The sequence below is a fragment of the Adlercreutzia wanghongyangiae genome (assembly GCF_035989245.1).
GTDB lineage: Bacteria > Actinomycetota > Coriobacteriia > Coriobacteriales > Eggerthellaceae > Adlercreutzia > Adlercreutzia wanghongyangiae.
The window spans coordinates 63,971-75,549 of record NZ_JAYMFF010000009.1 but is presented as its reverse complement, the minus strand read 5'-3'; the positions used below and the strand labels follow the sequence as shown (position 1 = coordinate 75,549).

The 11,579-nt window shown below is 66.4% G+C and carries 8 protein-coding genes; 3 read left to right on the top strand and 5 right to left on the bottom strand.

Annotation, left to right across the window (positions count from 1 at the left end; genetic code table 11):
- Positions 1-2,841, bottom strand: coding sequence for an isoleucine--tRNA ligase (gene ileS, locus VIN30_RS05370; protein WP_338209906.1), 2,841 nt, complete (start codon positions 2,839-2,841; stop codon positions 1-3).
- A gap of 330 nt (positions 2,842-3,171) precedes the next feature.
- Between ileS and VIN30_RS05365 the strand changes: the two genes are divergently transcribed.
- Positions 3,172-4,044, top strand: coding sequence for a DegV family protein (locus VIN30_RS05365; protein ID WP_338209905.1), 873 nt, complete (start codon positions 3,172-3,174; stop codon positions 4,042-4,044).
- Between the two features lie 103 nt (positions 4,045-4,147).
- Positions 4,148-5,446, top strand: a complete 1,299-nt coding sequence (dinB, locus tag VIN30_RS05360; protein ID WP_338209903.1) for a DNA polymerase IV — start codon at positions 4,148-4,150, stop codon at positions 5,444-5,446.
- Between the two features lie 210 nt (positions 5,447-5,656).
- Here the strand turns inward: dinB and VIN30_RS05355 are convergent, their stop codons facing one another.
- From VIN30_RS05355 to glf, 3 genes are read right to left on the bottom strand one after another with little or no spacing between them, the layout of a single operon-like run.
- Positions 5,657-6,493: a type III pantothenate kinase gene (locus VIN30_RS05355; RefSeq protein ID WP_338209901.1), complete on the bottom strand. Its 837-nt coding sequence runs from the start codon at positions 6,491-6,493 to the stop codon at positions 5,657-5,659.
- Positions 6,494-6,547: 54 nt separating this feature from the next.
- On the bottom strand, positions 6,548-7,567 hold the full coding sequence (locus VIN30_RS05350; RefSeq protein ID WP_338209900.1) for a glycosyltransferase family 2 protein: 1,020 nt from the start codon (positions 7,565-7,567) through the stop codon (positions 6,548-6,550).
- Between the two features lie 9 nt (positions 7,568-7,576).
- Positions 7,577-8,824 (bottom strand): UDP-galactopyranose mutase, encoded by a 1,248-nt coding sequence (glf, locus tag VIN30_RS05345; protein ID WP_338209898.1) that lies wholly within the window; start codon positions 8,822-8,824, stop codon positions 7,577-7,579.
- A gap of 225 nt (positions 8,825-9,049) precedes the next feature.
- Here glf and pta point away from each other — a divergent pair, with 225 nt between their 5' ends.
- Positions 9,050-10,042 (top strand): phosphate acetyltransferase, encoded by a 993-nt coding sequence (gene pta / locus VIN30_RS05340; RefSeq protein WP_338209896.1) that lies wholly within the window; start codon positions 9,050-9,052, stop codon positions 10,040-10,042.
- 40 nt (positions 10,043-10,082) lie between these two features.
- On the opposite strand, the gene VIN30_RS05335 is transcribed toward pta, so the two are convergent.
- Positions 10,083-11,546, bottom strand: a complete 1,464-nt coding sequence (locus VIN30_RS05335; protein ID WP_338209894.1) for a response regulator transcription factor — start codon at positions 11,544-11,546, stop codon at positions 10,083-10,085.
- Between the last annotated feature and the right edge of the window lie 33 nt (positions 11,547-11,579).

The following is an 11,579-nucleotide window of genomic DNA, read 5'->3' as shown; positions in this document are numbered from 1 at the left end:
CTACTCGCCCGCAAAGCCGATGGCGTCCAGCGCGGCGGCGCAGCGCTCGCACACATCCGGATGGTCCGGATTCCCGCCGAGTGTGCGGATGTTCCAGCAGCGCGGGCACTTCTCGCCCTCGGCCACCGCCACCGTCGCCACAATCTCGTCGCCGGCGCCCTCCTCGAAGGCCACCGAGGCCACGATGAACAGCTCCTCGAACACGGCGGCGTCGAAGGCGCGCGCCGTAGCCACCACGGCGGCCGGTGCGGTAACCGTCACGGCGGCCTCCTGGCTCTTGCCGATGATCTTCGCCGTACGGGCGTCCTCGAGGGCCTTGGTGACCACCTCGCGCACCGCCATCATCTCCTCGAAGGCGGCCGTCGAAGCTGCGGCGTCAGCGGGCACCGCGGGCGTGAAGTCGGCGGGCACGGGCCAGCCGGCCAGCTGCACCGATACGGGACGGCCTGGCTCCTCGCGCAGCGCGGGCGGGTAGCAGTCCCATACCTCGTCGGTAGTGAACGACAGGATGGGGCTCATGACGCGCACGAGCACCTCCAGGATGTTCATGAGCACCGTCTGCACGGCGCGGCGGCGCACCGAGTTAGGCGCCTCGGCGTACAGGCGGTCCTTCGTCACATCCATGTACACGGCCGACAGGTCGTTCACGTAGTCGTAGAGCGCGCGGTACACGGCGTTGAACTTCAACGCCTCGTAGGAGGCCTCCACGTCGGCCAGAAGCTGCAGGGTGCGCACCATCTGCCACTGGTCGATGGGCTCCAGCTCCTCCCACGCCACGTAGTCGTCGGCGCCGAAGTCGTCCAGGTTGCCCAGAAGGAAGCGGAAGCTGTTGCGGAAGCGGCGGTAGGCGTCGGACACCTGCTTCAGGATGCCGTCGGAGATGGACACGTCCTGGGAGTAGTCGCAGGAGGACACCCACAGGCGCAGCACGTCGGCGCCGAACTTCTCGCACATCTCCACCGGATCGATGCCGTTGCCGAGCGACTTCGACATCTTGCGGCCCTCCTCGTCCACGGTGAAGCCGCAGTGCATGACCGATCGGTACGGCGGCACGCCGTAGGCGCCGATGGAGGTGAGCAGCGACGACTGGAACCAGCCGCGGTGCTGGTCGGAGCCCTCCAGGTACAGGTCGGCCGGGAAGCGCATGCCCTCGGCGGAGCGATGGCGGCACACGCTCGTGTGCGACACGCCGGACTCCCACCACACGTCCAGGATGTCCTTCTCGGGCAGAAGCTCGGTGCAGCCGCACACCTCGCACTTAGTGCCGCGGGGCAGGTACTCGGAGGGTTCCATGGTGAACCAGGCGTCGGCGCCCTTGGTGTTGAACAGCTCGATGACCGCGTCGAAGGTTTCCTCGGTGGCCACGGTGGAGCCGCATTTCGCGCATTTGAACACGGGAATGGGCACGCCCCAGCTGCGCTGGCGCGAGATGCACCAGTCGGGACGGTCGGCCACCATGGCGCCGATGCGGTTCTTCGCCCAGGCCGGCACGAAGTTCACCTCGGAGTTGATGGCCGCAAGCGCGCGCTCGCGCAGGGAGTTCTTGTCCATGGACACGAACCACTGATCGGTGGCGCGGAAGATGACCGGCTGGTGGCAGCGCCAGCAGTGCGGGTAGGAGTGGTTGATCTTCTTCTCGGCCACGAGCGTGCCCTGCTCGCGCAGCCATTCGATGATGACGGGATTCGCCTCGTCGGTGGACAGCCCCGCGAAGCGGCCGGCCTCGTCGGTGAACACGCCGTTGTCGTCCACGGGCATAAGCAGCGGGATGTCGAACTCCAGGGCCACCAGGTAGTCGTCCTGGCCGTGGCCGGGAGCCGTGTGCACGGCACCGGTGCCGGTGTCCAGGGTGACGTGGTCGCCGTAGATGACCGTGCCCTTGATGTCGTGGCGCACGGGCGCGGTGTAGGTGAGGCCGAACAGCTGCTTGCCCTTGATGGCCACGGGCTCGCCGGCGCTATCGGCCACGAGCGCGTAGTCCTCCCAGCCGGCCACCTCGGCCACGGTCTCCACCAGCTCCTTCGCCATGACGAGGTTGTCGCCGCCCACCTGCACCATCACGTAGTCGGCCTCGGGCGCGAGCGACACGGCGGTGTTGGCCGGCAGCGTCCAGGGCGTGGTGGTCCAGATGAGGATGAAGGCGTCGCCGGCGGCCCCGGCGGCCTCGAAGATGCCGGGCATGGCGTCCAGCTTGAACTTCACGTAGATGGAGGGCGACACCTCATCGCCGTACTCGATCTCGGCTTCGGCCAGGGCGGTGTGGCAGTTCGTGCACCAGTGGATGGGCTTGCGGCCGCGGTAGACCGACCCCTTCAGGTACAGGTCCTTGAAGATCTCCACGTTGCCGGCCTCGTAGTTCGGGATGAAGGTGAGGTAGGGATGCTCCCAATCGGCGTTCACGCCGAGGCGCTTGAAGCCCTCGCGCTGGATGTCGACGTACTTCTCGGCCCACTCGCGGCACAGCTGGCGCAGCTCGGGCTGGGAGATGGCCGCCATCTTCTCGGGTCCCAAGGTGACCTCCACCATGTGCTCGATGGGCTGGCCGTGGCAGTCCCAGCCGGGGATGTAGGGGCTGAAGTAGCCGCGCTGGGCGTGGCTTTTCACCACGAAGTCCTTCAGGATCTTGTTGAAGGAGTGACCGATGTGGATGGGACCGTTGGCGTAGGGCGGTCCGTCGTGCAGGACGAAGGGCTTGCCGTCGACGTTCTTCTCGAGCACGCGGCGGTAGATGTCCTCGCGCTGCCACTTCTCCAGGCGACGGGGCTCCTGCTGCGGCAGGTTGCCGCGCATGGGGAAATCGGTGCTGGGCAGGTTCATCGTGTCCTTGTAGTTGTTTGCCACGGTGGGTCCTTCTCCTTCTCGTCCTCGCGTTCGGTCTATGGTCAGGCCGTGCACAGCGCGGCCCTTGGGTGCAGTTGGTTCAGTATACGTCAAGCCGCCGCGGCCGTGAACGGGGCTCGCGGCGGCTGCGTGTAAAAACCGCGGACGGAAGGCCCGCGCGACGGGGCGGCAGCCGCGGGGCCGAAGCAAGGCCACGCGGCGGAAAACGGCCTGGGTTACAGTTCTCCTCCCAGCTCCTGCGCACGCCGCGGCTGCGCTAGAATAGCGCCAGCGATAAAACGGCGGCCCACCCTGCGCGGAACGCGGCCGCTACACCGAATAGGAGCGCCCATGAGCTTTGCCATCGTCACCGATTCCTCCAGCAACCTGCCCGAGGACATCATCGACCAGTACGACCTGGCTGTGCTGCCCCTCACCTTCATGGTGGACGGCGAGGAGTACCGCAGCTATCTGAAAGGCGAGAAGACCGATCTGTCGCAGTTCTACACCATGATGCGCGACGGCAAGGTGATCACCACCTCGCTGCCGAACCTGAAGGAGTCGCGCGAGACCATCGAGGCGTTGCTGAAAGAGGGCCGCGATGTGCTGTACCTGGGATTTTCCAGCGGCCTTTCCGGCACCTACCAGGCCATCGAGCTTCTGCTGACCGAGCTTGGCGGCCTGTACCCCGACCGCACGGTATGCGCCGTGGACACGCTGGCCGCCTCCCTCGGCGAGGGTTTGCTCGTGTACTATGCGGCGAGGATGCGCGATGAGGGCAAGAGCATCCAGGAGGTGCGCAACTGGGTGGAGGAGCACAAGCTGCACCTGGCCCACTGGTTCACCGTGGACGACCTCATGTTCCTGTTCCGCGGCGGGCGCGTGTCGCGCACGAGCGCCTGGGCCGGCACGCTGCTGAACATCAAGCCGGTCATGCACGTGGACGACGAGGGGCACCTCATTCCGCTGGAGAAGGTGCGCGGGCGCAAGAAGTCGCTCAAGGCCCTCGTGGACCATATGGAGCAGACGGCTAACGCGCCCGTAGCCGAGCAGACGGTGTTCATCACCCACGGCGATTGCCTGGAGGATGCCGAGTATGTGGCCGATCTCGTGCGCGAGCGCTTCGGTGTGACCGACATCCTCATCAACTGGGTGGACCCGGTCATCGGCGCGCACTCGGGCCCGGGTACCATGGCCCTGTTCTTTCTGGCGAGCGAACGCTAGGGGGTCCTTCCCGATTCTGCGGGCGGCCTTGGGGGCCGCCCTTTTTATCCCATTATTCAGAACAGATGTTTCATAAGAAGGCTCCTTGCGATACAATGCGGCCATGAACGAAGAGAACGACATACCGCTTCTGCCCTGGGAGGGGCCGGCCATTCTGCTCGTCGACCTGGACGCCTTCTTCGCCTCGGTGGAGCAGCTGGACCATCCCGGCTGGCGCGGCAAGCCCGTTATCGTGGGCGGCGATCCGCAAGCCCACGGGGTGGTGTCCACCTGCTCCTACGAGGCCCGCGCCTTCGGGGTGCGCAGCGCCATGGCCGCATCCCTGGCGCGCCAGCTGTGCCCCGATGCCATCTGGACTCATGGTCATTTCCATCGCTATCGCGAGATGTCGGCAGCCATCATGGCCATCCTGCGCGACGAGACGCCTCATGTGCAGCAGGTTTCCATCGACGAGGCCTTCATGGACGTGTCCCCCACTGCCGTGAACACCGAGCATCCCGCCGTGGTGGCCCAGCGCATCCAGCGACGCGTGGCCGAGCTCGGCGTCACCTGCTCCATTGGCGTGGGCGCGTCGAAGTCGGTGGCGAAGATCGCCTCGGACATGGACAAGCCGCGAGGACTCACCGTGGTGTACCCCGGCACCGAGGCATCCTTCCTGGGGCCGTTGCCCGTGCGCACCTTAAGCGGCGTGGGCGCGGCGGCTGAGCGGGCGCTGACAGGTCACGGGGTGCGCACCCTGGCCGACCTGGGGGCGGCCGAGCCGTCGCTTCTGCGCCGGGTGTTCGGGAAGAACGGCGAGATGATGCGCGATCGCGCACTGGGTCGCGACCGGTCGCCCGTACGGGAAGACAACGAAGTGAAGTCGGTGTCCAACGAGGTCACCTTCGCCGAAGACCTCACGGATCGGGGCGATATCGAGGCGGCGCTGTCCACCATCGCCGCCAAAGTGGGGCGCCGCTTGCGGCGCAAGGGGCTGACCGGTCGCACCGTGGCCGTGAAGGTGCGCTTCGCCGACCGCACCACCCACTCGGTGCAGCGGCGCCTGCCCGCCCCCACCAATGACGACATCGCCTTCGCTCCGCTGCTGCACGCGATGATCGACGACATCTGGGTGCCCGGCGCGAAGGTACGCCTGCTCGGCGTGGCCGTCACCCACTTCGAGCATCGGGAGGAGCCGGTGCAGGAGAGCCTGTTCGATGCCGCGGCCTTCGAAGAGCCTTGTCCCGCGCGCGGCGAGGGGGCACCCCTCATCGAGGACGACGGCAAGCGTCGCCAGCTGCTGGCGGCCACCGACGCCCTGCGCGACCGCTTCGGCGACGATACCGTACGGTTCGGATTCGAGTTGAGAAACGCCGGCAACACCACCGGCAGCTCTTCCAAGAACGTGGAAGATTATAAATAGCGGAACGGTGGATCGTACCGCGAGGCGCATCCGCCCGAGCGGGCGGGCTGAAGCCCGCCCCTACGAGGGGCAAGAACAGAGAGGGATGCCCATGCCTGGAAGGTCTCGGGCGGGCTGAAGCCCGCCCCTACGGGATCGGGGACGGAAATCGCGCTCGATCGAAACGACCTCGTAGGGGCGGCCTTCAGGCCGCCCGCAGCCCGCATTGCCCTAGCGGCGGTTCAGGGCATGCAGCTCCACCAGGCCCCGCAGGCCCAGGGTCTGATCCACCACCGCGTCATGCGCCATCAGTGCGGCGATGCCCTCGGCGCCGCGGCCCGTCAGCACCACCGGCGTGGTGTAGCCGGCATCGTCCCAAATCATGTCGATGAGCCCGTCGATGCGGGCCACTTCCCCCATCACGATGCCCGACTGCATGGCGGCCTCGGTGGTGCGTCCCAGAAGCGAGCGCGGGGCCCGCAGCTCTACCGAGGGCAGCTGGGCCGCCCCGCGGGCCAGGGCCGCCGCTCCCAGGCGCATACCGGGCGCGATGATGCCTCCCTTGAACGAGCCCTCGCGATCGAGCAGCTCGAAAGTGGTGGAAGTGCCCAGATCCACCACGAGCACGGGGGCCCCGTAGGCCGTCTTCGCGGCCACCATCTCGGCCACCCGGTCGGCCCCCACCGAGGCCGGGTCGGAAAACGCCATCTTGAGGCCGCTCTTTAAGCCGGGTCCCACGGTAAGGGGGCGCGTGCCGGTCACGCGCCGAGCCGCCTCCACCCATACCTCGGTCAGCGAGGGGAACACCGAGGCGATGATGGCTCCGTCGGCCAGGGGCGCGCAGGAGGGCAGATCGATCGCCGCGAGCGCCGCCTCGGGTGCCAGCGGCGTCAGGCCGCAGTCCACGGCGTCGAAGAACGTCGCCACGCAGGCCACCGCCTCGTCGGCCGTGCAGCCTGCATCCGTTCCCACCGACCACTGGGCCGCGAGCACGCCGTCGGCAGCCAGGCCGAGGCGGGTGTGGGTGTTCCGAATATCGATGGCCAGTACCAGGTTCAACGCTCTCACCTCACGCCTCTCGAATGCCCGATGCGCCGCGTGCGGGGCCGCATCGAGTTTCCGCTAGTTGAACTTGAAGATCTTCTGGGCGATCTGATAGCCCGCCAGGCCGATCTTCTCCCCCGCCTCGGTGGGCAGGTTCGTGGCCAGGTTCAGGGCGTTGGTGCGCACCCGCCGGTACAGCGAGGGATTGCGCTCCTTCAGATAGCTCCAAATGCCCTTCAGATCCTCCTCGTCCTCTTCCCCGCCGCGCATGCGCAGAAACACCGAGCAGATGCACATCATCATGGACAGATAGTTGCGCAGATAGTGGCGCAGATGGCGGTTGCGCACCGCCTGCGGGTCTACGTTGTCGATCATCTGGCGGGTGACGCGCAGCTGCTGGTCCATGCGGCCCATCATCACCTTCTCGTTCACCGACTGGTCCTCGCGGCCGATGAAGTAGCGATAGGCATCCACGTTGAAGTAGCGCATGGTGCGCACGTACACCAAAGGCTCGTACACGAAGATGTTGTCCACGTAGAAAGTGTGCTCGGGCAGCGTCAGGTGCATCTTGCGCAGCATGTCGGTGCGGTAGTACACCGAGTGCATCAACAGGTACTGGCTCGGTAGGAAGGTGCCCACCTCGTCCCAGCCGAACTCGTAGCCCTCGGGCAGCACGTTGGCGTAGCCCATCACCTTCTGCACGCCCTCGTCCACTTTCTCGTACACGTAGTTGGCCACCACCATGTCGCAGGGCACCGGCGCCTCCACCTGGGAGCGCATGTACTCCATGAGGGGGAACATGGCCGCGTCGTCCAGCCAGTCGTCGGAGTCGACCACCTTGAAGTAGAAGCCGGTCGCGTTCGCCAGCCCCGTGTTCACCGCTCCGCCATGGCCCTTGTTGGGCTGGTGGATGGCCCGCACGGTGCCCGGATGCTCGCGTTCCCACCGATCGGCGATGGCGGCGGTGTCGTCCTTGGTGGAGCCGTCGTCCACCAGCAGTATCTCGATGTCGTCGCCGCAGGCCAGAAGCGTTTCCACGCAGTGGTCCATGTAGGCGGCGGAATTGTAGCAGGGTACGGCGAAGGTAATGGTCTTCACGGAAACCTCCTAGGACGGGGAGCCGGTGCTGGCTGCCTCGCCCGACGCCAGGATGCGGCGACTGGCCGCGAGGGCGTCGGCCACCACCTTGTCCATGTTGAAGTAGCGGTACTGGGCCAAACGTCCCAGCGGGTGGAAGTTCGGCAGGGCGTCGGTCAGGCGCCGATAGCGCTCGTAGCGGGCATCGTTGTCGTCGTCGATGATGGCGTAGTAGGGAATCTGGGAGGACGGGTCGTCGTAGGGCCGCGGATACTCCTTCATAATGGTGGTGCGCGAGCCGGTCTGGCCGGTCAGCCACTTGAACTCGGTGATGCGCGTGTAGTCCTCGCTCACCGTGTAGTTCACAGTGCCGCAGGGCAGGTGGTGGTCCTCGTCGAAGGTCTCGTACACGAAATCGAGGGAGCGGTAGGGCAGCCGCCCGAAGCGGGCCAGGAACAGCTCGTCCAGCGGGCCCGTGTACACGATGGGGCCGGTGAAGTCCTCGTCTTTGATACGGATGGCAGAAAGCGGCGCGTCCTCGTCGCCGCTGGCGAACACCAGCTCGAACACGCTCTCCGCCTCGGTATCCAGGCACACGGTGATGTTGTCGTGGCCCAACAGGTTCTCGAACAGGCGCGTGTAGCCCTCGGCGGGCATTCCCTGGAACTCGTCTTGGAAGTAGCGGTCGTCCCGCGAGATGAACACGGGCACGCGCGCCGTCACCGACGGGTCCACCTCTTCGGGGGTGAGCCCCCACTGCTTCTGGGTGTAGTACAGAAACACGTTCTCGTACACGAAATCGGCCACCTCGGCCAGTTCCGGATCGGCCTGGGCACGCAGCTCGTTGATGGTCACCTTGCGCTCGTCGCCGAAGGTGGCGATGAGCTTCTCGATGAGGCGCGCGGCCTTCTCGTCGCCAAAGGCGATCTCCAGCGAGGTCTTGTTCACGGGCACGGGCAGATAGGTGCCGTACCAGTCGGCCAGCACGCGGTGCTGGTAGGACGTCCACGGCGAGAACCGGCTCACATAGTCGAACACCGCCCGGTCGTTGGTGTGAAAGATGTGGGGCCCGTAGCGGTGCACGAGAATGCCCGCACGGTCGTACTCGTCGTACATATTGCCGCCGATATGCCCGCGCTTCTCGATGACAAGCACGTTCATGGCGTCCTGCTCGGCCAGCTCGCGGGCGCAGACGGCGCCGGCGAAGCCCGAGCCCACCACCACGGCGTCGAAGTCGGCGATGGCGATGTCGCGGAAATCAGCGTAGCGAACTGTCATGGCGGATGACTCCCCCTGTCTCGTTTTGTCGCACAATCAGAGAAACGGCGGCAAGGATGCCGCCTTTTCAAGTGCTGCCTATTGTACCGACTCGCCCCCGTCGGGCGGCAAATCCCATATAAACCGAATAATTGGCCTCATCGACCGCAACGCGGGCCCCTGCCGGCGCAGGAGGCCCTATCATGGGGTGCGACGCACCAGCCACGCCCACGAAAGGACAAGCCCATGAGTGCATTTCTGGAAACCATGATCGCCCGCGCCAAGGCCGACAAGCAGACCATCGTGCTGCCCGAGGGCAACGACGAGCGCACCCTGGCGGCCGCCGAGCAGATTCACGCCGACAACCTGGCCGACCTCATCATCCTGGGCAACCCCGACGCCATCGCCGCCGCCGGCTACCAGCTGGAAGGCGCCCGCATCATCGATCCCCTCACTTCCGAGCTGCGCGAGCCCTATGCCGAGAAGCTGGCCGAGCTGCGCGCCTCTAAGGGCATGACCGTCGATGAGGCGCGCGCGCTCATGGACAACGAGCTGTACTTCGGCATGATGATGGTGAAGGAGGGCGAGGCCGCCGGCCTGGTCTCCGGCGCCTGCCATTCCACCGGCGACGTGCTGCGCCCGGCTCTGCAGATTTTGAAGACGGCTCCCGGGGCGCAGATGGTCAGCTCCTTCTTCATCATGAACGTGCCCGACTGCGATCTGGGGCACAACGGCACCTTCCTGTTCAGCGACTGCGGTCTGGAGGTGCAGCCCGATGCCGACCGCCTGGCGCAGATCGCCCTGAACGCCGACGCGGCCTGGCATTCGCTGATCGACGACGCCGAGCCCGTCATCGCCATGCTGTCCCACTCCTCCTACGGCTCGGCCAAAAACGACGACGCCGGCAAGGTGGTGGCCGCCACGGCCAAGGTAAAGGAGCTGGCACCCGAGCTCGCCGTGGATGGCGAGCTGCAGCTCGACGCCGCCATCGTGCCCGAGATCGGCGCCGCGAAGGCCCCCGACTCCCCTGTCGCCGGCCGCGCCAACGTGCTGGTGTTCCCCGATATCGACGCCGGCAACATCGGCTACAAGCTGGTGCAGCGCCTGGCGAAGGCCGAGGCCTACGGGCCCATCCTCCAGGGCATCGCCGCACCGGTGAACGACCTGTCCCGCGGATGCTCGGCCGACGACATCGTGGGCGTGGTAGCCATCACCGCCGTCCAGGCCCAGGGGAAGTAAGGCGCGCCATGCGGAAAAGCCGGCCTCCGGGCCGGCTTTTTTACGTAAGGGACCGCGTGGGAGAAGCAGCGCGGGCCTCGTCGAACATCTCGAACAGCTCGTCGCGGCTGTGGATGCCCAGTTTCTTGTACACGTGGCGAATGTGCGATTTCGCCGTTCCGTTCGCCACCACCAGCGCCCGGGCCACCTCGCTGGCCGACTTGCCCTCCAAAAGCAGCACGAGTACCTCCTTCTCGCGCTCGCCCAGATTGGCCTTGGCCGCAACCCGGTCGATCTCGGCGGCGCGCCGCGACTGGACGACCTGCTCCAGGGGCTCTTCCTCCCCTGCCGCGAACACCTCTCCCGAGCGACGCAGCACCGCGCCGCGGCGAATCAAGATGACCATGGCCGCATTGGCCGCCACCACCGACAGCAGCACCAGGATATCGGAGGCGAAGTCGCCGGCGAACTGGAAGCACAGCGCCATGCACACGCGCCCGACAATGCAGCCGGCAGTGAACGCCACCATCAGGCGCAGCAGCGCCACGGCGGCCCCGCGCACGTTCCCGCGCAGCGCGCCGCACAGCAGCACCACGGCATAGGCCAGAAACAGGAACATGCCCAACGCCGCCAGGTCGAAGGACAGGGCCGGGTCGATGTGCAGCGACGAGGTGGCGATGGTGGCCATCACGATGGCCGGCACCGCGATGCTGGCCAGGGGGAAAGACGACACGTTCACCAGCAGCGCCAGCACGCAGATCAGCAACATGGGGGCGAAGAAGGCCCCGGTGGCAAAGGAGGCGGTATCGCCCGCGATGCCCGCGAAGGAGATGGCGGTGATGAAGGCGAAGCTGAACAGGAAGGTGGCCGAGGCGGAATAGCGGAAGGCCTCCACGTCGGCACCGTCCGAAAGCGCCTCGCCCGGCACGCCGGCACGGACGGCCTTCAGCTTGCGCGTCAGCACAAAGGTGGCGATGAACAGCAGCAACGCCATGCAGGCGCAGATCTTCACGCCCACCAACCCCGAGAACACCCAGATGGCGAACGATGCGAACAGCGCCGACAACATGATGTTCCATACCACCGACGAGGCATCCAGATCCATGTGCACCTCGAGCCACGACACCATAGCCAAGGGGAGGTACACGCCGAATACGCCGCCGAACAGCCAGTTCACCGCATCGGGTGCATCGATGCCCAACTCGAACATGATGCAGTACGCCACCAGCGTAGCCAGCACCAGAAGCGCCGCGGCCCACAGGATGCGACCCGATACCCAGGGGCCGCCGCCGCGCCCTAGGCGCACGCCCAGTGCCAGCGCGCACAGGAACTCGGCGATGTAGGTGGCATCGGTGTAGGACAGCGCGAAGGCCGAGGTGTGCCACAGCGCCGGCCAGAAATACACCTGCCCCACGAAGGCCAGGTTGCAGGCGAGGCCCACGAACAGACTCGCCGACCCGGTGCTTCGGAACTGCCTCTCGAAGCCCGAGCGCAGCGTTTCGGCCGCCCCTTGCAAACGATTCATAGATACCCCTCCCTTGCTCAGCGCTCCCATCAA

Bases quoted from the DNA above. Each gene is read 5' to 3' on its own strand.
- VIN30_RS05365 (WP_338209905.1), top strand. From the start codon at position 3,172: ATGAGCTTTGCCATCGTCACCGATTCCTCCAGCAACCTGCCCGAGGAC.
- dinB (WP_338209903.1), top strand. From the start codon at position 4,148: ATGAACGAAGAGAACGACATACCGCTTCTGCCCTGGGAGGGGCCGGCC.
- glf (WP_338209898.1), bottom strand. From the start codon at position 8,824: ATGACAGTTCGCTACGCTGATTTCCGCGACATCGCCATCGCCGACTTC.
- pta (WP_338209896.1), top strand. From the start codon at position 9,050: ATGAGTGCATTTCTGGAAACCATGATCGCCCGCGCCAAGGCCGACAAG.
- VIN30_RS05335 (WP_338209894.1), bottom strand. From the start codon at position 11,546: ATGAATCGTTTGCAAGGGGCGGCCGAAACGCTGCGCTCGGGCTTCGAG.